At 64.6% G+C, this 22299-nt stretch carries 22 protein-coding genes and 1 pseudogene; 15 read left to right on the plus strand and 8 right to left on the minus strand.

Annotation, left to right across the window (positions count from 1 at the left end; genetic code table 11):
* Positions 1-60: 60 nt before the first annotated feature.
* Positions 61-1017 carry a hypothetical protein gene (locus tag OWC48_RS26905; RefSeq protein ID WP_282522678.1) on the minus strand — a complete coding sequence of 319 codons (957 nt, stop codon included), beginning with the start codon at positions 1015-1017 and terminating at the stop codon, positions 61-63.
* Positions 1018-1368: 351 nt separating this feature from the next.
* On the opposite strand from OWC48_RS26905, the gene OWC48_RS26910 reads away from it, so the two are divergent.
* The gene (locus OWC48_RS26910) at positions 1369-1755 is read left to right on the plus strand and encodes a hypothetical protein (protein ID WP_282522679.1); all 387 of its coding nucleotides are present in this window, start codon (positions 1369-1371) and stop codon (positions 1753-1755) included.
* Between the two features lie 47 nt (positions 1756-1802).
* On the opposite strand, the gene OWC48_RS26915 is transcribed toward OWC48_RS26910, so the two are convergent.
* From OWC48_RS26915 to OWC48_RS26925, 3 genes are all read right to left on the minus strand, one after another.
* Positions 1803-2795, minus strand: coding sequence for an alpha/beta fold hydrolase (locus OWC48_RS26915; RefSeq protein WP_282522680.1), 993 nt, complete (start codon positions 2793-2795; stop codon positions 1803-1805).
* Positions 2796-3044: 249 nt separating this feature from the next.
* Positions 3045-4295, minus strand: a complete 1251-nt coding sequence (locus OWC48_RS26920) for a multidrug effflux MFS transporter (protein ID WP_282522681.1) — start codon at positions 4293-4295, stop codon at positions 3045-3047.
* An 83-nt stretch (positions 4296-4378) separates the two neighbouring features.
* Positions 4379-5725: a glycosyltransferase gene (locus tag OWC48_RS26925; RefSeq protein WP_282522682.1), complete on the minus strand. Its 1347-nt coding sequence runs from the start codon at positions 5723-5725 to the stop codon at positions 4379-4381.
* A gap of 403 nt (positions 5726-6128) precedes the next feature.
* Between OWC48_RS26925 and OWC48_RS26930 the strand changes: the two genes are divergently transcribed.
* The 6 genes from OWC48_RS26930 (at position 6129) to OWC48_RS26955 (ending at position 13047) form a co-directional block, all read left to right on the plus strand.
* Positions 6129-7079 carry a c-type cytochrome gene (locus OWC48_RS26930; protein ID WP_282522683.1) on the plus strand — a complete coding sequence of 317 codons (951 nt, stop codon included), beginning with the start codon at positions 6129-6131 and terminating at the stop codon, positions 7077-7079.
* Positions 7080-7437: 358 nt separating this feature from the next.
* Complete coding sequence (locus OWC48_RS26935; RefSeq protein ID WP_014497160.1) at positions 7438-8163, plus strand: response regulator; 726 nt, start codon at positions 7438-7440, stop codon at positions 8161-8163.
* 106 nt (positions 8164-8269) lie between these two features.
* A complete protein-coding gene (locus OWC48_RS26940) occupies positions 8270-8884 on the plus strand; it encodes a DUF1127 domain-containing protein (RefSeq protein WP_282522684.1) in 615 nt (204 codons plus the stop codon).
* Positions 8885-9157: 273 nt separating this feature from the next.
* Entirely contained in the window at positions 9158-10066 is a 909-nt protein-coding gene (locus OWC48_RS26945; RefSeq protein WP_282522685.1) for a cytochrome-c peroxidase, read from the plus strand.
* Positions 10063-12564: a two-component system VirA-like sensor kinase gene (locus tag OWC48_RS26950; protein WP_282522686.1), complete on the plus strand. Its 2502-nt coding sequence runs from the start codon at positions 10063-10065 to the stop codon at positions 12562-12564. Before OWC48_RS26945 ends, OWC48_RS26950 begins: the two co-directional genes overlap by 4 nt.
* 198 nt (positions 12565-12762) lie before the next feature.
* Positions 12763-13047 carry a hypothetical protein gene (locus tag OWC48_RS26955; RefSeq protein WP_282522687.1) on the plus strand — a complete coding sequence of 95 codons (285 nt, stop codon included), beginning with the start codon at positions 12763-12765 and terminating at the stop codon, positions 13045-13047.
* A 52-nt stretch (positions 13048-13099) separates the two neighbouring features.
* Here OWC48_RS26955 and OWC48_RS26960 read toward each other — a convergent pair whose 3' ends face one another.
* Positions 13100-13987, minus strand: a complete 888-nt coding sequence (locus tag OWC48_RS26960; protein ID WP_282522688.1) for a VOC family protein — start codon at positions 13985-13987, stop codon at positions 13100-13102.
* A 183-nt stretch (positions 13988-14170) separates the two neighbouring features.
* Between OWC48_RS26960 and OWC48_RS26965 the strand changes: the two genes are divergently transcribed.
* From OWC48_RS26965 to OWC48_RS27000, 8 genes and pseudogenes are all read left to right on the plus strand, one after another.
* Entirely contained in the window at positions 14171-15358 is a 1188-nt protein-coding gene (locus OWC48_RS26965; RefSeq protein WP_282522689.1) for a CaiB/BaiF CoA-transferase family protein, read from the plus strand.
* Positions 15359-15448: 90 nt separating this feature from the next.
* Positions 15449-15637, plus strand: a complete 189-nt coding sequence (locus OWC48_RS26970; protein WP_282522690.1) for a hypothetical protein — start codon at positions 15449-15451, stop codon at positions 15635-15637.
* 33 nt (positions 15638-15670) lie between these two features.
* Complete coding sequence (locus OWC48_RS26975; RefSeq protein WP_282522691.1) at positions 15671-15838, plus strand: DUF2934 domain-containing protein; 168 nt, start codon at positions 15671-15673, stop codon at positions 15836-15838.
* 198 nt (positions 15839-16036) lie between these two features.
* Positions 16037-16339, plus strand: a complete 303-nt coding sequence (locus tag OWC48_RS26980; RefSeq protein ID WP_282522692.1) for a hypothetical protein — start codon at positions 16037-16039, stop codon at positions 16337-16339.
* A gap of 70 nt (positions 16340-16409) precedes the next feature.
* Positions 16410-17018: a cysteine hydrolase family protein gene (locus tag OWC48_RS26985; RefSeq protein ID WP_282522693.1), complete on the plus strand. Its 609-nt coding sequence runs from the start codon at positions 16410-16412 to the stop codon at positions 17016-17018.
* A gap of 249 nt (positions 17019-17267) precedes the next feature.
* Positions 17268-18343 (plus strand): annotated as a pseudogene (locus OWC48_RS26990) (flavodoxin family protein).
* A 19-nt stretch (positions 18344-18362) separates the two neighbouring features.
* Entirely contained in the window at positions 18363-18536 is a 174-nt protein-coding gene (locus tag OWC48_RS26995; RefSeq protein ID WP_282522694.1) for a hypothetical protein, read from the plus strand.
* On the plus strand, positions 18520-18684 hold the full coding sequence (locus OWC48_RS27000; RefSeq protein ID WP_306664491.1) for a hypothetical protein: 165 nt from the start codon (positions 18520-18522) through the stop codon (positions 18682-18684). Before OWC48_RS26995 ends, OWC48_RS27000 begins: the two co-directional genes overlap by 17 nt.
* A gap of 96 nt (positions 18685-18780) precedes the next feature.
* Here OWC48_RS27000 and OWC48_RS27005 read toward each other — a convergent pair whose 3' ends face one another.
* Genes OWC48_RS27005 through OWC48_RS27015 form a run of 3 tightly spaced genes read right to left on the minus strand, consistent with a single transcriptional unit; the run spans position 18781 to position 22113 of the window.
* Positions 18781-19461 carry an SDR family NAD(P)-dependent oxidoreductase gene (locus tag OWC48_RS27005; protein ID WP_282522695.1) on the minus strand — a complete coding sequence of 227 codons (681 nt, stop codon included), beginning with the start codon at positions 19459-19461 and terminating at the stop codon, positions 18781-18783.
* A gap of 4 nt (positions 19462-19465) precedes the next feature.
* Positions 19466-20680 (minus strand): exo-alpha-sialidase, encoded by a 1215-nt coding sequence (locus tag OWC48_RS27010; RefSeq protein WP_282522696.1) that lies wholly within the window; start codon positions 20678-20680, stop codon positions 19466-19468.
* Positions 20677-22113: a sodium:solute symporter family protein gene (locus OWC48_RS27015; protein WP_282522697.1), complete on the minus strand. Its 1437-nt coding sequence runs from the start codon at positions 22111-22113 to the stop codon at positions 20677-20679. Before OWC48_RS27015 ends, OWC48_RS27010 begins: the two co-directional genes overlap by 4 nt.
* Between the last annotated feature and the right edge of the window lie 186 nt (positions 22114-22299).

Consider the following 22299-nt stretch of genomic DNA (forward strand, 5'->3'; position numbering starts at 1 on the left):
TGCTGTTAAAGAGAGATCGGGCAGCGACAGCGGCACGGTGAGGCCGTTGGCGATTGACGGTCAACCCGGTGTTCGCTGCTTGCTGCTGTTCGATGATGGGCCGGCTGAGGCTTGCCGTTCCTTCGCTTCGTAATATTCAGCCGAGAACTTGATGGACCATCGCGCGAAGAACGAACGCAATTCCTGAGTGGGCTTCTCGACGCCGAGATGCTCTGCGACATGCGCCTCGCGCAACCACCGCACCGCCGACGTGAGGCCGGCAATGCGCTCGAGCCTCTCAACCGCCGCGGTCCCGGCGATCTCTGCCTGCCGATAGCGAAGGCCGACCTTTCTGATCAGATGCGCGCGCTTGATGATGTCGTAACCCCTGAAGATGAGCCGAACGAGCGGGTGCTTTCTGGCCTGCGGCCAAGCTGCCGGATAGACCGGTAGCACCAGAAGCTTGCTCTTCGCGATGACCGTAGCGAGCGGATGCAGGAGTTGCATCCAGGCTGGCCAGGACGTGACCTTGGCAAACAATACCGCATGCATCGCCGTTGCCGCCGCGAAAGAGATCGGCAGCCAAAGCACCGCGCACAGGATCACGAGCAATGCGGCGTTCGGCGTGAGATGTCGGCATGTTCTGAACACCCATGCCATGCCGCCCTCAAAGGCATCATGCACCGCTTGCTCGAACGCCCGATAGCTGATCTTCCGCCGCAACCACAACCAGTTTCGGCGAATCGATCTGACCCACTGTCGACGCTTCGCCGCGGATAGGGGAAGCAAGCGCACCGCGCCATGGATGACAGTCATGATGACATCGCCGACAACCCTGGCCGCGAACAGCGGAAGCCAGACGATCTGCATTGCAAAAGGGAAGGCGTAGTCAAGCATCCGCATCAAGATCGAAAGAACGAAACGCAGGATCTTGTTCGTGGCGAGCGCGACAACAACAAGCGGGATGATGATCACGTCGTCGAGCGCACCGCGGAAGCGGCTTTCCTCGGTCCATGCCGGGTGACGACCATCGGTCACGGTGCACCGTCCGGGCTGAGTGCCGGCTCAGATTAGCACATTGCAAGCTCGAGGGGACCAGTCGTTAGGCGGCGGCGAGCACTCCGCATAAGGGGCCGGTTCGCATGACCCGCGTTAACCCTGTCTTTGATCTTGTCCCGTGGCCGCGTCGGCTGGTTCAGTTCTGCCGCCAAGCCGCCTTATTGGATGTCTGCAATTGGTCTCCGATTTACGGGAGCTTATTTTCGGCAGGCCTTGAACGAGCGTCTCGTTCGGGAAGCGTGAAATCAGATGAAAGCGGCTCTCATCCTCGTTGGCTTCAGTACACTCGCGGTGATGGAGCTTGAGACCGCGCCGCGCATGACAAAGCCCGTGAACGCGCCGCCCGTTCAGGCGACCGTCGGATTGCTCGCCTCAGGCGATACGCTGACGACGGCAGATCGGCTCGGGACCCCGCACATGCACATGCAATTTGAAGCGCCTCCGCAGCCGGTCTCCTTGAGCGAACCGATGCCTCCGCCGGATCAAACAGCGACTGTCGCGCCAGAGCCTTTGAAGATCATCGCGCCACACCAGCGCACCGCAAGCGGGAGAAAATTCGCGGTTATGCTGCCCAGACCTCGGCCCGTGCAGGGAACGTCCAAGGCAATTGTGAATGCCAAGCGCGCCAAGCCAGTCGCGGAGGTCAAGCCCTGCCGGTCAGGTGTCTTCGATGGCCTGTTCAAGGCATTGAACCTGTCAGCGGGCTGTCAGAGCTAGCTCTAAGATCCCTCTGCATCGGCGATATCGTTTCCGCCACGCCGGGTTCACGCGGCCACGGTATCAATTGAGCGGCGGATCACCTGGCGCACCTCCGCATTCGACAGGAACAGGTCGTGGTTGATGACGCCCCAGCCTGCCTCGGACGCATCGACCACGCGCACCCCGAGCCCTTCGATGGCGGTCTTCTCGGCAGCGCCGACCCGTGTCATCCCGCCAGCGATCTGCCCCGACAACGCCAGCGCGCGGTCGTTCGTTGCGGCGATGACGGTGATCTTGCGCGAAAGCGGACCGATGCGGCTGATCGACGACGAGAACACGTCCATGTCGATATCAGGCGCGGCAAACACCACGGCCCCGATCTTGCCCGCAACGGCGTCACCGGATCGCGCATAGAGCTGGCGCAGGCTTTCGAGCGTCAGCATGGTTCCCATGCTGTGCGCGACGATGTGGACGCGGCCGGCGCTTGAACTCGTCACGACAGACTGCAGCACGCGTTCGAAGCCATCGCGGGACCACATTGCGCTGTCGCGGTCATAGGCGTAGTCGAACAGTCCGGCTTTCGAGGGCCAGGAGAATACCATCGTCTGGCCGCGGAACCTGATGCCATCGGAGAGATGCGCGGCATCGAGCGCAGCTGTCTCGAACGTCTGCTTGAAACCGTGCACGTAGATGAGAACGTCTGGTCCGCCGCCGGCCTGCGCGACAAGACTGCCGACATCGCCCGATACCGGCTCGACCCCATCAAGGCGCCAATCGTCAAGTCCGGCTGCAGCCAGAGAGAAACGGCTGTCACCAGGCGCCACAAGCTTCGCTCGTGCGACGGTCATCGTAGAAGCCCGCTCCGGCCCGAACCACGGCTTCGCGCGGGCGCCGCTCACTGGCTTGCGCGTGGTTACGACGAGCAGCGTAGGGTCGACCGAGAGCGATGAAGCGTCGTAGCGTGCGCCGGTAGCACCCAGGCTGGCGCATCCGCCCAGCGCGACAACGCAGGCCGAGGACGCAAGCCCGCCAAGGAGCGCGCGGCGGGACGCAATCACTTCGTGTTGCACTAAACGTTGGATGATCACGCAGAACCTTTGGGAACTGCCCCCTGGAGGAGCCCGCCCCCTGCGCGCGTTCCTGAATGATGATGGCGGCGAGAATAAGGGCGGGGCGCGCCGCGCCGCTTGTTCCAAATGCGGATTGAAACAGTCGAACATCGAACAGGTCTTGGTTCCGCCATTCGGAGGTTGGATCCCTCCCGCCACAGCCAGGTCGCGCCTGGCTGCCGGCCGGCTGCGGCGAACTCAGGACTTCGTGGGGCTGCGGACCGCCACGCCGGGATCGATCGTCTGCGACGGTAGGCGGCGTTCGGCGGGGCGCGCGACCAGCAGATACAGGACCAGAGCGAGTAGCGACGTTGCCGCCATCACTGCGGTCATCGACAACGCGGTCCGCCCGTCGAAGCGAAGTGCGACCAGCCCGCTCGATATTGCGCCGGCGGTCAGCTGAATGCTTCCGGCGGCGGCGCTGACGGCGCCCGCGATCTCCGGGAGACGCTGCATCGTCGCGCTCATCACGTTCGGCACGCTGAACCCGAAGCCGAGTGCGACCGCCATCAGCAGCGCAACCACGAGTGACGTGGGCATCCACCCGGCCAACGTCATCGCGAGCAGGGCGGTGCTGGCGGCGGCCGACAGCGTCAGCCCGGTTGTGAGCATGCGGGCGGATTCTACGCCGCGCCGGCCGAGCTGGCCGTCGAGAAAGGCGCCGACCATGACGGCCCCCGAGCATGCGCTGAAGATCAGGCCGTATTGCTCGGGGCGCAGTCCGACGGCGCCGACGAAGAACAGTGAGGCGCCGGTGACGTAGGCAAACACGGTCGCGCCGCCCGCGGCGCCGACCAGGATGAAAGGCAACGACACCGGATGCGTCAGCACCTGGCGGTAGCTGTCGATGACCGCCGAAAGCCCCAGGCGGCCGGAGCGGTCGGTCGTCGCGGTCTCCGCGAAGCGAAACATCACCACGACCAGCAGCATGAGACCGATCCCCGCCTGGGCGGCATAGATCGATCGCCAGCCGGCGATTGCCAGCAGGGCGGCGCCGGCCGTCGGTGCGATCACGGTCGCGACGTTGACCGTGACCATGACGTTGGCGATCTTGCCTCGCGCGGCGTTGCCGTCGAAGAGATCGCGAATGATCGCAAAGGTCGTTGCGGTGCCGGCGGCGCCGATGCCCTGGACGAAGCGACCCAGCAACAGAACCGGCAGCGAGGACGCTTTCGCGCAGGCAAGGCTTGCGGCGACGAACAATACGAGGCCGAATGCCAGAATCGGCTTGCGGCCCAGGCGGTCGGAGATCGGTCCGTAGATCAGCGGCGCGGTGGCGAGGCTGAGCATGAAGGCGCTCATGGTCAGCCCGACATCCGACGCGCTCGCGTCGAGCGTCGCGCCGGTTGCTGCCAGCGCCGGCAGGTTGATGTCGATGCCGGAATAGGGCACGGCCGCCAGAAAACCGAGCAGCAGCGTGAAGGCGAAGGATGCGGGGTCGATTTGCATGACGGATATCCGATTCCGGCTTGGTCGATGTGCATGAGGTGATGGAGGCGCGGTCGCCCGCCCTCCATCGTCGCGTTTGGCGATTACGCGCGCCGTTCGGCGCGCCGCCCCCGGGTTGCCGCCATCGCTCCGGTGTGCGAGCTCTCGTCGGCCACGAGCTCGCCGATGACCCGGAGGATTTCGGCCCGCGTGTCGATCCCGGCAAATTCGTCCGCGATCTGCGAGGCTCGCGACTGGAAGCGGGATTGATCGAGCACCGTCCGCACTGCGTCGCGCAACGCCTTCGGTGTCGGCTCGTTGGTCGCGAGGTTGATGCCGACCCCGGACCATGCGACCCGCGCGTTGACGTCGGCCTTGTCTTCGGTCAGCCCCGCGGTGACCAGCGGGATGCCGAAGCTCATGGCCTGGTTGACGCTGCCGTAGCCGCCATTGGTGACGAGCACGTCGACGTTCGGCAGCAGCCACTCGAACGGCAGATAGCTGGCGATGCGCGCGTTCGACGGGATCTTGCCGGGGATGGTGTCAATCGGGCGGCCGCCTGCCGTCACGATCACCAGGATGTCCTCCTCGTCCGCGAGGGCCGCCAGCGTCGGGGCAACCAGCAGATTGAAATTGTGATTGGCCACCGTTCCCTGCGTCACCAGAACGACCTTGCGCGATCCGTCGAGCTCTTCGGCCCAGGGCGGCGGCGGGACCTGGTTGGCGATGATCGGTGGGGTGCCGACGAAATGCACTGAGGGCGGAATCTCGCGAGGAAATTCGAAGCTTGGCACCGACAATTGCAGATAGGCATCCCCGAGAGCGACCACGGAATGGAAGAGCGGCATCGCGATCGGTCCGACCCCAAGAGACTTCAACGCCCGGTTCAGGCGCATTGACACCGGCTGATCGACTGCCGCATCAAAGTCCCGCGCCATGGCCGCATAGTGATCGCGCTCCTCGTCGGTCTTTGCCGGGGGCAGGCCGAGGAAATTCGGCGCGCCGTCCTCGCGCGCCCAATGCAGAAACGAGGTCCCGCAGAGCGCGATGGGAGGCCGCTGCGAGCGCGGTCCGAGCAGCATCGGCAGTACACCGAACAGCATGTCGTCGGCGACAATGATGTCGGCGGGGAATTGCCGCAGGATTTGCAGCAGCCCCTGGTGCTGGGCCGGAATGGCGTCGACGAAGATGCGCTCGCAGGCAACACGGAACCACTCCAATCCCGGCGGGATGGTCTTGAGTTCGGGGAACCGCGAGAAGACGTCGTTCGGATCAAAGTCCGCGTCCTCGGGAAGGGGAAAAAACTTCACGCCGCTGGCTTCGACGCGGGCACGAAAGGCGGTGCCCGTCAGGAAGGCGATCTCGTGGCCATCGCCACGCAGGATTTGCGTGATCGCCAGCATCGGATTGAGATGACCCGTCGCAGGTGTCGAAGCGATAAGAATCTTCATGTGAGTTGACCTCTTGATGATCGATGCACGGTCGCCCCCGGGGCGTCCGGTCGAGTGAGAGGCAATTGAAGTGATCGCCGTTACGCCACGGCTTCCGGCGGCAATAAAAATGGTTACGGCGGCAACGCATCGTGGCGCTGCCAAGGCCAGGCAAAAGGCCAGGCAAAAAGGCTCGGTGCAAAAACCGGTGACATCCCGCCGGAAGCCGATAGCTGGCACAGGATTACAATTGTAACGCGAGCGGCGGGCGATGAAACGGCACGGAAACACCGCGCTGCTAACCCGGCAGACCTCCGCATGGCACACCTTCGCAGATATTGGAGCGTTGGCGTCGGCCGAAAGTGATTTTTGACGATTCGGATGTCGCGCGGCATCGGTCGCGCCCAATTCATTGAGGACTGGCATGGAAAATATTGTCGCCCTGATTGCGATGGTTGCGTTCATCGCGTTTCTGGCCTGGCTGGGCGTTCGCGCCTCCCGGACGAAATCTGCCCTGGCGAAGTGGAGCGGCATGGTGCTGACGGCCATGCTGGCCGTCTCGGTGTTCGGCGTCGCCGCTTTGACCGCGGTCGGTATCGTGCGGCAACGCGCCCGTTCCGCACCGGTCCCGGATGTGAGGATCGAGGCGACACCGGACCAGATTGACCGGGGCAGGGCCGTGGCCGACGGCTTTTGCGCCGCATGTCACTCGCAGACGGGGACGCTGACCGGCGGCGGCGACGTCGCCAAGGATCTCCCGATTCCCGTCGGCTCGTTCGTGCCGGCCAATCTCACGCCCGCCGGCGTCTTGAAGAATTGGTCGGATGGCGAGATCTTTCGTGCCATTCGCAATGGGCTCGATGCGAGGGGGCGCTGGCTGGCGATTATGTCCTTCACCAATGCCGGCCGGCTCAGTGACGACGACACCAAGGCGGTGATCGCCTATGTCCGCAGCCTGCCCGCGAGCGGTGCGCAGACCCCGGATCCGCCGGATCGCTTCAGCCTGCTGGGCATCGTGATGCTGGGCGCGGGATTGTTGCCGGATGCGAAGCCCGTCTTCACCGGCGTGATCACCGCGCCGCCGAAGGCGCCGACGGCGCTCTATGGCAAGTACCTGCTGTCCTACCAGGATTGCCGCGAATGCCACGGCAGGGATCTCGGCGGCGGCGTGCCGGGACAATTGCCGCCGCTCGGACCGGACCTCGGTATCGTCAAGAACTGGAGCCTTGCGCAGTTCGTCGACACCATGCGCTCAGGCGTTGATCCGAGCGGGCATCGGCTCGGTGAGCAAATGCCGTGGCGGCCGATCGGGCGGATGGATGACGACGATCTCGCCGCGATCTACCAGTACCTGATGGCTCTGCCGGGCTCCTGATGATTGCGCGAAGCCCGCAGACGATCGCGCCCGGCGTGGCGGGCAACAGTTTGCGCAGCCGATCGCAGTCGCTGAACGACAGCGCAGGCCGCAGACTTGCTATCGCCCAAAAGTAGCAAACACTGGGATCACAATTATTCACGTATGCGACATCCGGCGGAATTAGCCGCAGAAATACCCTGTTGCGGCGTCATCACCGGATCATGGACAGACTCAGTGTGTGCCGATGGCTTCGGATACCCCATTCTATTTTGAGCGATTCCAATTCGGACGAGATCATTTCCCCACAGCCGGACGTTGACGTTCGCAATTCTTAAGTACAGCTCAGTTGGCGGACGGCGAATTTTGAGAGTACGGAATGCTTGCAGATATTGGCCACATCGTCGTCGTCGATGACGATCCGACGTTAAGGCAAATGGTGATCAAATATCTCGAGGAGCACAACATCCCGACAAGGGCGGCCTCCAACAGATCGGAATTGAACCACTATCTCGATGGCAGCCAGCCGAGCCTGATCATCCTCGATCTTCGGCTTGGTCAGGATGACGGTCTGGACCTGTTGAGGGAAATCCGTTCGCATTCCGACGTGCCGGTCATCATCACGACGGGCCATCGCCCCGACGAGATCGATCGCATCGTCGGGCTCGAGCTCGGTGCCGACGACTACATCATCAAGCCGTTCTCGTTGCGCGAACTGCTGGCGCGCGTCCGCGCGGTGTTGCGGCGGCAGGAGATGGGACGGGCCGCGCGTGCCCGCGATCCCGAGCGCGGGGGCTATCGCTTCAGCGGCTGGAAGCTCGAACGCCGCAGCCGAAAGCTGACCGATCCCGACGAAGCGCCGGTGCCGTTGAGCAAGGGAGAATATGCGCTGCTGCTGGCCTTTCTCGAGGCGCCGCAGCGTCCCCTGACCCGCGAGCATCTGCTGCAGGCGACCCGTATCCATGAGGATATTTTCGATCGCAGCATCGACGTCCAGGTGCTGCGGCTGCGACGCAAGCTGGAGACCGATCCGAGCGCGCCGCGCGTCATCCAGACCGAGCGCGGCGTCGGCTATGTCTTCGCGGTGCCGGTCGATCCGTTCTAGAGGAGATTGGAAATTGCAATTGTAGCCGTTTTGCCGTTGACCGTGACCTCAGCGTAACAGCGGGCCGCCAGATTGCCTCCCACCAACATCATGTGGGAGACTTACGATGAAGAAGCATTCTCTCGGCGTGAGCCGCGTTGCCTTGCCGGGTAACATGGGGCTCGACGGGGCGAACTGGGTCGCACGCTCGGATAGTCGCGGCATGGTCAGTCTCCGTGCGATTGCCGCGGGTCATTCCTTGCCCGACATCGGTTCGCCTTCGGTCGCGCCGCCGGCCGCGCAAGACCAACCTGCCACCACATTCTGGTGGGCCGTCTTCGCGTCCGTGATGGAAGGCTTTGCCCTCTACGGCGCCGCATTGCATCCGACCGCCGCCGTGCCGGTTCAGGCGATGCTGGATGCTGTGCGCGAGTCGCGGCCGCCTTCGGCGGATCGCACGCCGCCCGCGCCGGCGAAGAGCGATGGCGCCGGCGACAGTGGGAATATCGTCCTGTTCGATCGGGTCCCGCCGCGCGATGCACGACCCGCGCGCAGCTGGCTGCACGCGCTCGGTGCGGCTCTCGGGACTGTGATGGCCCTGCCGGCACACTGGCGCCGGGAATGGGAAATCAGAAGGGCCGTCGCAGGGCTGATGGAATTCGACGATCGGACCTTGCGGGACATCGGGATCAACGGCCGATCGGAAGTCGAGCGGGTGGTGAGGTACTGTCGTGATTGCTGACGCGATTTGCATGGCCCTGGTGGGGCTGGACTTCTGTCGAGCTGCGAGCCGGTCGATCATGTCGATTGACGTCAAGGCTGGCTCTTCCGATCTCGCACCGCCAAGCCGACCACCACCCTCGGGACCTCATCCAGCTTCGATCAAAACTCCTTGAGCAGACGCGACAATTCTCGCTTCACCCCCACATTTCAGGGCGTGAAGCAGTTCGCCAGATTTCTCGGGGCCGGACGAGGTGCCGGCCTTCGACGTTGCGCGATCGTGATTTGCGCACTGGTGCCGTGCTCCCTGAAGGTCTCTCCCGCACCGTCGCAGTCGCCGCCCGCTCTCGTGTCGGTCCGCAAGGATGAGCCCATCACGCCCATTCCGGCGCCGCCCGCAATCGACCCGCTGAAGGTCAAGCTCGGCGAACGACTGTTCTCCGATCGCAGGCTGTCGCACGACAATTCGCGCAGTTGCGCTTCGTGCCACGATATCGCGACGAACGGCGCGAGCCCGAGGTCGCACGATGTCGGCCTCGACGGAGCGGAGATCGCGCTCAACACGCTCACCGTCTTCAATGCGACGCTCAGCTTCCGATTCGGCTGGGAAGGAAAATTGCGCAGCATCGAAGCCGATACCAGGGCGTCGCTGGAAAGCCCGCGCACCATGGCGAGCAGCTCGGTCGAGATCGCAGAGAAGCTCAATGCCGATCCGGACATGCGCGAGAGCTTCCTCGCGGCTTATGGCCGCCGCCCGGAGCACGGCGATGTCGTCGACGCGCTCGCAAGCTTCCAGCGCACGCTGGTCACGCCGGGCGGCAAGTTCGATCGCTGGCTGGCGGGTGACGCCGCGGCGCTGTCGGACGACGAGCTGGGCGGCTACCAATTGTTCAAATCGCTGGGCTGCGCGTCCTGCCATCAGGGCGTCAATGTCGGCGGAAATCTGTTCCAGCGCCACGGCATATTCCACCCGCTCGCATCGCCCGAGCCGAAAATTCTGCGCGTGCCGAGCCTGCGCAACGTCGCGACCACGCCGCCGTATTTCCATGACGGCAGCGCGCCGACGCTCGATGATGCGGTTCGCAAGATGGCCTTTGCCCAATTGAACGCGACGCTGACGCAGCAGCAGGTCAAGGCGATCGTCGCCTTTCTGAACAGCCTGACCGGCACCTATCGCGGCGCGACTGTCGGAGGCTCCCCATGAAATTTGCCCCCGCCGTGATCGGCGTAACCTGCGTGCTGGCCCTGCTGACCTGGCTGTTGTTGAACGGGCTGAACTTCAATTCGGTACGTTACGACCGTCAGCTCCAGGCGCTTGGCGACTTCACCCGGTTCGAACGCGCGATGACCAGGGAAGTGCTGACCGCGCGCGCCGGCCTGTCGCGCAACTATGACAAGCTGGTGCAGATGACCGATGCGTATGACGATGCCCTGACGCGGCTGCGCGAAACGCCGGGTCTCAACGCCGAAGAGACCAGGGCCATCGATGTGCTGTCGGCGCGTGCCCTCCGGCAGGAGGACCTGATCGAACGGTTCAAGAGCCGCAACGCGTTGCTCCAGAACTCCTTTGCCTATTTCGGTCTGTTCAGCGACAAGTTGGCCGAGTCGGATCAGCGGGCGCTGGTCACGGCCGCCTCCGCATTGGCGGCAGGCATGCTGCGCCTGACGCTCGATACGTCGGACGTCGTGGCGCGCCAGGTCCAGGATCGATTGGAAGAGCTGGCGCTCGTGCAAACGCCGCCGCAGGACATGGATTCGGTCCGCGCTTTGCTGATGCACGGGCAGATGCTGCATGACCTTCTGCCCGACATCGACATGATCCTGAAGGCGCTCGTCGCCGAATCGAACAACCGCGAGCAGGATGCCGTATTGGCATTGATCACCAGGCGTCAGCTGGCCTCGCGAGCGTCGGCGCGCCGGGTACGCCTGTTGCAGTTCATGACGTCGCTGCTGCTGCTCTGCGGCGTGGTCTATTTCGGATTGCTATTGCACCGGCGCGCGGTCACGCTGCGTCGCCGTGCGGCCTTCGAGCACGTCATGGCCGGCATCTCGATGCGGTTCATCGATTCGAGCCGCGAGAGGATCACCGCTGACGTCGAGACCGCGCTGCAACAGCTCGCCGGATGCATCGGTGCGGATCGCGCCTATTTCGTCGGCGCGACCGGGACGACGATAAGCACCTATCGGTGGTCCCGCGACGGGATCGCATTCGAGGCGGGTTGGCCGGATCGCGCGCTGAGCCTCGCGCCACGCTTCGACGGTGGCGAAGGCGGTATCGTCTATATCCCCAAGGTCAAGGCCACCCATCCCGACGACACGATGAACCTGCTCGAGGACGCCGGCGTCGGCGGCTGGCTGTGCGTGACGGCGGTCCGGGGACATCGCGATGAAATCCTCGGCTTCGATACCGTGCCGGCCGGGGCGCTCGCATACTGGTCCGAAGTCTCGTTGTTTCGCATGGCGTTCGACGCCATCGGCAACGCGATCCGCCGGGTGCGGCTCGAAGGCGAGAAGGAGCGCTTGCAGGCCAGCCTGCAACAGGCTCGCCGCATGGAAACCCTCGGCACCTTTGCCAGCGGTATCGCCCACAACTTCAACAATATCGTCGGTGCGATCCTCGGCTATGCCGAGATCGCCGAAGCGCGTATCCGGTCGGGGGGCCGGCCGGCCGGCAGCCTTGCGGAGATCCGCCGTGCCGGCGAGCGGGCGCGCGAACTGGTCGAACAGATTCTCGGCTTCGGCCGCCGCGGCGAGGGCAGGCGGGAGAGTGTCTGCGTCAGGACCCTGATCGACGAGACCAGATCGCTGCTGGCAGCTTCGTTGCCTTCGCACGTCCAGTTCGAGGTGGATGAGACGTCCGAAGAAGCCACCGTGATGGGCGAGCCCGCGCAGTTGCAGCAGGTGATCCTGAATCTCTGCAACAATGCGGCACAGGCGATGACGGAGCCGGGTAGCATCGAACTCGGCATCAAGGTGCGCGATCTTCAACAGCCATTGTCGATCGGACGCAGTGAGGTCGGCCCCGGCCGCTTCACCGTGATTTCGGTCACCGATCCGGGGCCGGGAATGGACGAGGCGACGCTGGAGCGGATCTTCGAGCCCTTCTTCACGACGCGCCCTGACGGCAACGGCATCGGGCTCGCAACCGTTCGCGAGATCGCCGAGCAATATGGCGGCGCCGTCGCCGTGCAGAGCGAGCCGGATGCGGGCACGCGCTTCGACGTCTGGCTGCCGTCCGGCGACCCCGACGAGGCGGAGCCGGTTCAGCTCAGCCCGGATCTTGCGTTCCGTGGCACGGGCGAGACGGTGCTGGTGCTCGACACCGACCGCCGTCGCCTGTTGCGCCATGAGGAAATCCTCGCGGCGCTGGGTTATGAGCCGGTCGGGTTCACCAGGCTGGCGGAGGCGATCGCAGCCTGCCGCACCGCGCAAACGCGTTTCGATGCGGCACTGGTGTGTCACCTGCCCGGAGGCTCCTCGATCGAGCTGGCGGCGGCATTGCACGCTGCGGCGCCGGCCTTGCCGATGATTCTGGCGAGCCCCTCGACGCGCGAGCTGGCGGTGCCGTCGCTGGAGACGTCCGGGATCACCGAGCTCGTTCATCACCCGCTGATATCGGCGGAGCTCGCCGGCGTCCTGGCGCGGAGCGTCGCCTCGTCGGCCGCGCGACGACGCGTGAGGCGCGCCGCCACCGCGCGGTAGAGCCTTTTCGAGCGAAGCGGATACCGGCTCGGGCGAAGAAAGCGCGTCAAAACAGGAATCCAGAGCCGGCGCACAACATTCGGCGATCGCGGTTGCAATGGTAACGCGATGTCGCCGCGGGCGAAATGGTCGAGTAGCCGGGACCTCCTATCCATCGCATGCGCATCGTCGCAACGTCACCGCGATAGGAGAATGATGATGTCAATCAGACTTGGCGTGACCGTCGTCGCAGCTACGTTCCTGTTCGGATCGGCCTCCAGCCTCAGGGCTGGCGGAGGCGCAACCGCGCCTGTGGCCGTCGCCTCGCCCGGCAGCGTCCCCGCAACAAGGCTCGCGGACCTGGCCCGGCAGGCCCCCATCGGTCACCGGCAGCCTCGGCGCAGCGACGTGCCCGGGTCGACGCAAGCCTCCCCCGAAGACGCGGAGCTGCAGCGGCTCGACAAGGAGATCGACCGCCGGCTGATCATCTGCCGTGGCTGCTGATGGCCGGCCGAGGTCATGGATCGCGCGCCGCAAGGCGCGCGTTCGCCGTCTCCTATCCCTCGTATTGATCCGGCCCCATCGCCCAGAGCGACTGATCGTGGCCGAATGCGTAATTGCGGTTGTTGATCGCAGGATTGCGATTGACCATGGGACGCATGAACATCGGATGGGTCGCGCTGCGGACCTCGTGCTCGACCGTGAAGAGATGCCTGCCGCTGTCGAGATCAACGATGTCGCAGAAGCGGTACTGGTATTGATTGTCCTCGCGCGAGATCAGGTCGCGCGCCAGGAGTTTGCGGTAGGGGCCTGAGAAGTCGGTGATGTACATCTGCACATGGTGGCCGTCGTAGTCGCCCTTGGGCCGATCGGTCTCGCGGAACAACAGATGCTGGTCGCGGCCGGTCTTCACGGCGGCGACCTGGCCGTCGCCGTTTCGCAAGCTCGCGGGCATGCCCATGATCTCGGGGTAGAAGGCGCAAATCGCCTTCGTGGTGCCCTCAGGCACGTCGAACTCGACATAGGGAATGCCGAGCGCGATGCGCCCGAAGCGCGCGGCGTCCGGCTCGTAGCAGCGCAGTCGGTTGCCCCACGGACAGATCGCCTCGACATGATCATTGCGCTCGGCGAACGCGAACGCCGTGCCCTCGAGCTTCTTCGCGACCGACGCGAGCCGCGCCAGCAGCGCCTCGCGGCCCTCGATGACCAGCCCGACATGGCCGCGCAGCACCTGCGGCCTGCCGCTCGGCAGGTGAAACTGGCTCCGTCCGGCATTGATCCACATGTTGGTGTCGGACACCATCAGATAGGGATCGCGGGTCAGTCCAAGCCCCGTCACGTAGAACAGCGTGGCGAGGCGCTGGTCCGGGACCTGGATGTTGACGTGCTCGAAATGGATCGCGTTGCCGAGATCTTCTGCGGATCGATCGAATTGTTGCGGCATGGATGGGCTCTGGTTGGGGGACGGAGAGGTCTATACTAGAGCACAATTTCCGCCCGCCGAAACTGTCAGGCGATCACAAGTTGCGGGCAAATCTTGAGAGCGTGGCGGCATGCCCGCAGCCCGCCTTGCCGTGGCAGCCAGTCCCTGTAATCTGGCAAGAACAAAAAATGAGGGAAGGGATCGATGGGAGGAGTTTTGGAGGGCGTGCGCGTCCTCGATTTCGGGCGCTATATCGCAGGGCCCTATTGCGCGACCTTGCTGGCCGAATTCGGCGCCGAGGTCATCCGCGTGGAAAAGCGCGACGGCAGCGAGGATCGCTTCGTGGCGCCGGTCGGCGAGGGCGGCGAAGGCGCGCTGTTTCTTCAGGTCAACCGCAACAAGAAGTGCATCACGCTCGATCCGATGAAGCCGGAAGGGCAGGAGGTGATGCGCCGCCTGATCGCGACCGCGGACGTCGTCGTCGCCAATCTGCCGCCACAGACCCTGCGCGCGATGAAGCTCGATTACGACTCGCTGAAGGCGATCAAGCCCGACATCATCCTGACGACCGCCACCGCGTTCGGCGGGCCAGGGCCCTGGTCCGACCGCGTCGGCTTCGACGGTGTCGGCCAGGTCATGTCGGGCTCGGTCTACATGACCGGTGCCGGCGACCCGCCATATCGGGCCGCGGTGAACTGGGTCGATTTCGGCACGGCGCTGCATTGCGCGTTCGGGACGCTCGCAGCCCTGATCGAGCGCGGCAAATCCGGACGCGGGCAGATCGTCGAGGGCGCGTTGCTTGCGACCGCGCTGTCCTTCACCAATGCCACGCTGATCGAGCAGGCCGTCATCAATGTCAATCGCGTGCCATCAGGCAATCTCGGCCAGACCGCAGCGCCGGCCGACATCTACCGCACTAAAGACGGCTGGGTGCTGTGCCAGGTGACGGGGCATCCGCTGTTCAAACGCTGGGCGAAGCTGATGGGTGAGGAGGACCTGTGGCTGAACGATCCGCGCTTTGCCGACGACATCAGCCGCGGCAACAACGGCCCCATCATCAGCGAGCGGATGGCGCGCTGGTGCGCCGAGCGCACCACGCAGGAGGCTGTCGACACGCTGGGCAAGGCCATGATTCCGACCGGGCCCGTCCTCAGCCCGCAACAGGCGCTGGACCATCCGCATATTCGCGCCGCCGGCTTCATGCAGGAGGTCGAATATCCCGGCCTGCCGAAACGCGCACCCGTCGCCCGCGCTGCCGTCCGGCTGTCGGAAACGCCCGGCGAGATCGCATCGCGTCCGCCGACGCTCGGCGAGCATACCGACCTCGTCCTGACGGAGCTTGGCTACGACGTGGCCGCGATCGCGGCGCTTCGGCAGGGCGGCATTATCTAGCGGATATGCGCCCAGCGGTCGGCGTCCTGTGTTGGGAACGCAAGCCGGCGCTCGCTGTTCCTATTGTCAGGCCGGACAGGGAGCATCGAAATGGTCGAGGAACGCTTTGCCACATTGCTGGGCCTTGCCGCCATGGACGTGTGGGGCGAGATGCCGCGGGACGTCCAGGAGGCGCTGTTCGAGACGGCGATGAAAGGCCATGCCGGGGATCGTGAAGCCCTGGCCCGGCTGCTGCACGACCGCCATCCGCGCACGGCGCACCCCGCCAGACCGAACTGAAGTGTGGCGGCAGATATCAGGGAGCGAATTCAAATGGCGAAGCCGACGGCGGCTCAGATCCAGACCCGCGCGCACCAGCTCTGGGAACTGGCAGGTAAACCCGAAGGACGGCAGGAGGAGTTCTGGCACGAAGCGGAGCGAGAGCTTTCGGCCGATCCTGCCATCAATGCCGAAGAGGCCTCCGAGACGTTCACGGAGTGATTTTCCGGTTTGCCTGACGTTCCAAGCCTCGAAGTCCCCACCGCTTTAGGAACGGTCGATCCCTTGCGCGATTAGACAGGCAACCTTTGCGAGAGGCGGCAAACGTCATTCCCCGCGGAAATGCTCGCGAGGCAACATCGCAAAATCGCGGAACCCGGCTCCGCCAGGCATTGGCCGGCCAGATCGGAAGGAGATGTCATGCTTACAAGATCAATGCTGGTTGGCGCGATGCTGGCCGTCAGCTCGACCATCGCTTTGGGCGGTCCCTGCAACACCGCCAACCGCGATGCCGGCTCGGGACCGGCCACGACCGGACGGGCGACCGAGACGACAGGCGTCGCTCCGTCAAATGCCAAGGAGCATCCGCCGACGTCAACCATGAACAAGGCCACCGACAACACGGCGACCTCGTCGCAGGACGCCCAGCGTCAGATGCAGGGACAGCCGACGGCCGCCGGGCAGCCGAAGTCGACGACCGCTACCGCCGACAAGGATTGCTGAGTCATCGAGCTTTCCAAGCCTGGCGCGAGAGGATCTCTGATCGAGCCAGGCGCTTCGGGATGGAAAGCTGATGAGTGACGCAAAGTCGCCGGACAGCCAAATTCGGCGTGCCGTTCACCTCTGCATCGACATGCAGAACATCTTTGCGTCCGGCGGTCTCTGGGAAACGCCGTGGATGGAAAAGGTCCTGCCGGCAATCGCGTCGATCGTCTCGCGCCATCAGGCCAGAACGATTTTCACGCGCTTCATCCCGCCGCAGGATCCGGAAGACCGTCCCGGCCAGTGGCAGGTCTATTTTCAACGCTGGCGCCAGGCAACGCGCAGCCATCTTCCGCCATCCGCTCTAGATCTCGTGCCGGCCCTGGCGCGCCATGTTCCTCCAGCCCGCATCGTCGACAAGCCGGCCTATTCAGCGTTCAGCAATCCGGCTCTGGCGGGCCTTCTGGTCGAAAAGGGCGTCGGCACGGTGGTGATGTCAGGTGCGGAGACTGACGTCTGCGTTCTCTCGACGGTTCTGAGCGCGGTCGATCTCGGCTTCAGGGTCGTGATCGTCGAGGACGCGCTGTGCAGCTCGTCCGATGTCGGCCACGATGCGCTCGTAACGATGTACCGCATTCGTTTTCACGGCCAGGTCGATCTCGTGACAGCGGAAGAGCTGGCCGGGTTCTGGCGGGAGTAGGTGCAGGGCGCTGCAGCTCAAAGGCTGCACGCGCCGGGAACAGGTCAGATGTCAGCGCGTACCGATGCGTTGATGTCGCGGGCAGAAACCGGAAAAATGCGCCGCGTTCATCGTCCCCGTTGTGTCCGGTTGTCACCCGGCGGTGCTTCAGTCAACGTCGCCAAGGCGCCTTGGTTGCACTTGGCAAAGCTTGGAACCGCGCTCCGTGCCCCGGGTTGGTCGGATTGCACGACCTGCCGAGGAGTCAGCATGACGGATGTCGACGTTCGCAAGGGAATGCCGCCCGTCAAGCTGTCGCGCGAGACGTTCGAGAGGCGCTACAGAAGCCAGTTCGTCGATCCGGCCTTTGCACCGCTCGAGACGGAGCTCGATGCCATCGTCGGCGCTGCCTGGGATGCCTATAGTCATTTGCGCAAGGCACCGGTGACGAGGAAGGCGGGGGAAGGCTTCGCCGATCCCGATTACGACCTCGCCGTCGACTGGCTCGCCGCGCGCGCCGCAATTCTGGAGGCGCAGCGGCGGCACGACGACGCCAAAGCGGCGCCGCGCATCCTCATCATCAACGGCTCGGCGCGCAGCGAGCACACCTGTCCCGGCGAGATGTCGAAAACTGGCGCCTGGTCAAGCTGGCCGAGCCCGTCTTCGTGGAGATGGGCTATGCCGTCGACATCCTCGATCTCTCCCGCCTCACCTCGGAGTTCGGCAAGACCATCCATCCCTGCAAATCGTGCGTCTCCACCGCCATGCCGCTCTGCCATTGGCCGTGCAGCTGCTATCCGAACTATTCGCTGGGGCAGACCAGCGACTGGATGAACGAGATCTATCCGCTTTGGGTCGCGGCCCACGGCATCCTGATCGTGACGCCGGTAAACTGGTATCACGTGCCGGGTGGTCTCAAGGCGATGATTGATCGCCTCGTCTGCGCCGACGGCGGCAATCCCGATCCGACCTCGACGCACGGCAAGAAGGCCGATGAAGCCAAGGCGATGGAGCTGAAGGGCTGGCCCTATCCGCGCCATCTCGCCGGCCGCCATTTCGGCCTCGTCGTTCACGGCGACAGCGTCGGGGCCGAGGGCGTGCGCCGGAGCCTGTCAGACTGGCTCATCGACATGCACCTGATCTCCGCGGGCCGCTTCGGCGAGATCGACGGTTATGTCGGCTACATGGAGCCATATGCGACCTCCCACCGCGACCTCGACGAGGACCGCGAGTTTCAGCAGGAGGTGCGCAACGTGGCGTGCGCGCTCGGCAACGCTATCCGGCTGGCCCGGAGTGGGCGGCTCGACGAGCCCGGAGAGGGCCTTGAAGAGCCAAATCCCAAATGACAGCCTGAAAGGAGATCGGATGCTGGAGGAGAAGCTCAAGGAGGCCATTATCGGCGAGCTCAAGCGTCAGGCCGCCAACCGGCCGCAAGCGCTGAAAGTCGAAGGCTCTTCGGAAGCGCTGGTCGTCAATGGAAAGATCGATCTTGCCGATCTCGTCATGGTGATCGCGGGCTCCGTTGCCGGCGGCCCATAGCTCGCCTAACCAGGACACGTTCGCCTGCGCCCACGGCCGGACCATCGATTTCGACATCCGTGAGCGCTTCTGGGCGCTCGATGCACTGCTCGACAAGATCATGCAGGGGCAGGCGAGCTTCCGCGCAAGGATCGCGGCCACGCGCTGATAGCGGCCGTCGCCATCGCGATGATGTGAGGGCGACCGCCGCGCCAGGGGCTGTCCCTCGCGCAATTGCGGGCCGACCGTGATTGCGGCCGTGCGCCTAGAGCGAGCTGCCGCCGCAGATGACGAGCTGCTGTCCGGTGATGGCCGCGGCCTCCGGCGAAAGCAGGAACGCCACCGCGTGCGCGACTTCCTCCGGGCGAATGAAGCGGCCGATCGGCGGCAGTTTTGGCGCGACATTGGCGCGCGTCGGGTCTTTCAGCATCGGTGTCTCGGTTGCGGCGGGCGCAACGACGTTGACCGTGACGCCGCGCGGCGCGAGCTCGATGGCCCAGGACCGCGCGAGCGCCACCAGCGCCGCTTTGGTCGCGGCATATTGACCGCGGCCGGCCGCGCCTGAGGCGGTGCGGCTGCCGATGAGGACGATGCGTCCTCCTTTCGGCAAGCGCGGCGCCAGCGTGTTGGCGAGGCGCTCGGCGACATCGACATGCAGTCGCCACATCGCGGTGCCGTCGTCATGGTCGAGCGATCCGAGCTCGCCGACCTTGAGCATGCCGGCCGCGTGAACGAGTGCGGTTGGCGCGACGCCAGCGACGGCGTTCGCGATGTTATCGACCTCTCCGAGATCGAGCGAGAGGTGATCGAAGGCCGGATGGTCGAATGGCGCGGGACGGCGGCTGATGCCGGTCACTCGCCAGCCATCGCGCAGCAGCCGTTCGACGATCGCAGCGCCGATCCCTGAGCTGGCGCCCGTGACGAGCGCATGTGGCCTCCTGTCCATGCTCTCAGTCTCTGATGGCGCGCTTCACCCATGGCTCGGTCACGCGCACATATTTGATCGCGCGGCGATGGAAGGTAAAGGCCATGTGGATCGCTCCGTCGGCGGTCTCCTTGACCGAAGGGTAGGATAGTTCGCGATTGGTCTGATCGCGTGAATTGTTGGTCATGCAAAAGCCGTCACCGGTCTCGACGTTGCGTTTGCTCCATGTCCGCCCGCCGTCGGCGGAGACGGCCAGCGTCATCGGCGCGCGCGGCGCGCCCCAGAACGCGGTGCGTTCGTCCGTCGTCTTGCCGTCGCCGGCGAGCACGGGCGGCAAATCGTCCTCGATCTCGTCATAGAGCGAGAGGCGGCGCCCGGTCGCATCCCTGGCGCTGGAATCGTTGAAGACCAGCGCGAGATGACCGTTGCCGAGCCGCGTGACCTGGATCGAGGAGTTGTTGTTGGGCAGCACGGTCCGGACCGGCGCCGACCAGGTGCGGCCGTGATCGGTGGACCGGCTCTGATAGATGTTGTCCGCCCAGCGGCTGCGGTAGAGGGCAATCAGCGAACCGTCGTCGAGCCGCGCGATGCACATATGCACGCAACCGCGGCTACCGGGGACGTCGATGTCGCGCCAGGTCGTGCCGGAATCGGACGAGATCTTCACCGCGCTGGTGTCCTCGTCGCCGTTCCATTTCCGACCCGGGGTGCTGTGGCAATAGAACACGGGCAGCAGCCAGTCGCCATTGTCGAGCACGACGATCGGCTGGCGGATGAAGGTGCCGCGGCCGCGCTGCTCGGGAAACAGCGTCTCGATCGGGCTCCAGCTCTTGCCGTTGTCGCGGGAGAGGCGGCGGCGGATCAGCGCGGTGTCCTGGTTGCCCGCGAGCTGCGCCGTCCACATCAGCCACAGCGTGCCGTCAGGTGCGGGAAACAGCACCGGATTCTGCTCCGAACGTCCGTTGTCGTCGGACAGCTTTTCGGCCGGAGACCACTGCGTTGCGCCGCGGGCGAGGCGCGAAAAATAGACCGAGATGTCCGACATGCCCTCCTGCGTGCCGCCGAACCAGACGCAAGCCAGATCGCCGTTCGCGAGCGGCATCAGATTGGCGGCGTGGTTCTGCACGCAAGGCGAGGGAATGAAAGCGTCGGACCGGTCGGGATCGCCGGCGGCCGGGCGAACGACGCCATCGGCGGCGATCCCGATGTCGGTGGTCACGATCTCGGTATCGATGATCATGTCGAAGTCCTTTCCATCAATGCATTTGGCTGCGCCGTCTGCGAAGTCGCGGCGGCGGCCGGAGCGCGGCCCATCACCAGGCGCTCGACCGCCATCACCACCAGTGGTGTCGCGGCCGCGACATACATGTTGTCGATGCCGAAGGGGTTTCCGAGCATGTACCAGGCCGTCGTCGAGATCGCGGCGCCGATCAGGCCGGCGGTGGCGCCGCGGTTGCTTGCAAACAGCGGCAGGTAGAATCCCATCATCGCGATGATGGTGATCGACAGGCGCAGCGCGCGCGTGAAGAACGACAGCTTGAGGATTTCCGGGACGAAGAAGACGAAGACCAGCGGTGCGATGCCGATCGCCACCGAGAACAGGCGGGTCATCTTCAGCTCCCGCTCCGGCGTCGGCTTCCAGTAGGGGACGTAGAAGTCGCGGACCACCAGCGAGGCGATCGCGAGCGCAACCGTGCAGACGCTGACGAAGATCGAGGCGACGAGCGAGGTCGTCACGAAAGCCGAGGCCAGCGGCGGCATCTTCTCCAAGAATACCGGCAGCGCGTAGAGGCTGTTCATGTCGGGATAGAGGAATTTCGCCGCGACGCCGATCAGGGCGAGCAGGAATCCGAGCGGCAGGCAGAACGCCGCCGCATAGAAGGTGGCCCTGCGCGCGTCATCGGCGCTCGGCGTCGAGGAGATCGCCTGCACGATGAACTGGGTCGAGAAGATCGCGCCGACGGTGCCGAAGGTCCAGGCGAAAATGGTCGCAAAGCCGATCTTGCCGTCCCAGCTGAAGTAATAGGCGGGCAGCTTGGCCTGGATCGGCGCGATGCCGCCGGTCAGCGACATTGCAACCGAAAATATGATGACGATACCGACGACCTTGATTGCGCTGTGCAGGATCGTCACCCAGGCGACGCCCTTCAGTCCGCCGAACACGTAGTAGAAGGTGCTGACCACGGCGATGATGCACATCGCAACGGGCATGCTGACATGCAGTGCGGTGGCGATCGCGGCCGCGCCGCTCACATAGTTGCCGACGTTCACGAGCAGCAGCGCGTAGATCATGATCACCGAAACCGTGAGCATGGTCGACTTGCCGTATTTCTGCGCGATCGCCGCCGAGATGGTGTATTCGCCGGAACTGTAGAGCTTCTTCACCATCAGGAGCCCGAACAGCAAAAAGCCGATCGAGGCGCCGAGCACGGCCCACCCCGCCGCCATGCCCGACTGGAACGCTTCCTGCGCCGTGCCGACGGTCGATTTGGCGCCGACGAATTCGGACATCATCAGCACGCCGACGACCACCGCCGGCATCGCGCGTGCGCCCGTCATGAACTGATCGCTGGTCCTGCTGCGCAGCTTGAGCGTGAGCCAGGACGTGAAGGCGATGTAGGCGACGATCATCGCGATGATGAGCGTGCTGTCGCCATTGAGGATGGCTTGCATCGATGACGTTTCCTCTGGTGACGCGGATGCGGTGTTGTGAGCCCGCTTGGTCCTGCTACAGATTGTTCGGAATGCGAACAATTGTTCTTTATTTTCATAAGACCTGCCCGCACGTCCCGCGTCAAGCGCGCGCGACGGTGCGGTGCTGCAACGCGCCCGGTCGGGCAGTCATCGCCGCTGCATGTT

This window comes from Bradyrhizobium sp. Arg816, assembly GCF_029989365.1.
Classification (GTDB): domain Bacteria; phylum Pseudomonadota; class Alphaproteobacteria; order Rhizobiales; family Xanthobacteraceae; genus Bradyrhizobium.

Excerpts from the sequence above, each read along its gene's own strand:
- OWC48_RS26965 (WP_282522689.1), top strand. The coding sequence starts at position 14,171 with ATGGGAGGAGTTTTGGAGGGCGTGCGCGTCCTCGATTTCGGGCGCTAT.
- OWC48_RS26995 (WP_282522694.1), top strand. The coding sequence starts at position 18,363 with ATGCTGGAGGAGAAGCTCAAGGAGGCCATTATCGGCGAGCTCAAGCGT.
- OWC48_RS26940 (WP_282522684.1), top strand. The coding sequence starts at position 8,270 with ATGAAGAAGCATTCTCTCGGCGTGAGCCGCGTTGCCTTGCCGGGTAAC.
- OWC48_RS26985 (WP_282522693.1), top strand. The coding sequence starts at position 16,410 with ATGAGTGACGCAAAGTCGCCGGACAGCCAAATTCGGCGTGCCGTTCAC.
- OWC48_RS26930 (WP_282522683.1), top strand. The coding sequence starts at position 6,129 with ATGGAAAATATTGTCGCCCTGATTGCGATGGTTGCGTTCATCGCGTTT.
- OWC48_RS26925 (WP_282522682.1), bottom strand. The coding sequence starts at position 5,725 with ATGAAGATTCTTATCGCTTCGACACCTGCGACGGGTCATCTCAATCCG.
- OWC48_RS26950 (WP_282522686.1), top strand. The coding sequence starts at position 10,063 with ATGAAATTTGCCCCCGCCGTGATCGGCGTAACCTGCGTGCTGGCCCTG.
- OWC48_RS26955 (WP_282522687.1), top strand. The coding sequence starts at position 12,763 with ATGTCAATCAGACTTGGCGTGACCGTCGTCGCAGCTACGTTCCTGTTC.
- OWC48_RS27010 (WP_282522696.1), bottom strand. The coding sequence starts at position 20,680 with ATGATCATCGATACCGAGATCGTGACCACCGACATCGGGATCGCCGCC.
- OWC48_RS26975 (WP_282522691.1), top strand. The coding sequence starts at position 15,671 with ATGGCGAAGCCGACGGCGGCTCAGATCCAGACCCGCGCGCACCAGCTC.
- OWC48_RS26960 (WP_282522688.1), bottom strand. The coding sequence starts at position 13,987 with ATGCCGCAACAATTCGATCGATCCGCAGAAGATCTCGGCAACGCGATC.
- OWC48_RS26935 (WP_014497160.1), top strand. The coding sequence starts at position 7,438 with ATGCTTGCAGATATTGGCCACATCGTCGTCGTCGATGACGATCCGACG.
- OWC48_RS26920 (WP_282522681.1), bottom strand. The coding sequence starts at position 4,295 with ATGCAAATCGACCCCGCATCCTTCGCCTTCACGCTGCTGCTCGGTTTT.
- OWC48_RS27005 (WP_282522695.1), bottom strand. The coding sequence starts at position 19,461 with ATGGACAGGAGGCCACATGCGCTCGTCACGGGCGCCAGCTCAGGGATC.
- OWC48_RS26980 (WP_282522692.1), top strand. The coding sequence starts at position 16,037 with ATGCTTACAAGATCAATGCTGGTTGGCGCGATGCTGGCCGTCAGCTCG.
- OWC48_RS27015 (WP_282522697.1), bottom strand. The coding sequence starts at position 22,113 with ATGCAAGCCATCCTCAATGGCGACAGCACGCTCATCATCGCGATGATC.
- OWC48_RS26970 (WP_282522690.1), top strand. The coding sequence starts at position 15,449 with ATGGTCGAGGAACGCTTTGCCACATTGCTGGGCCTTGCCGCCATGGAC.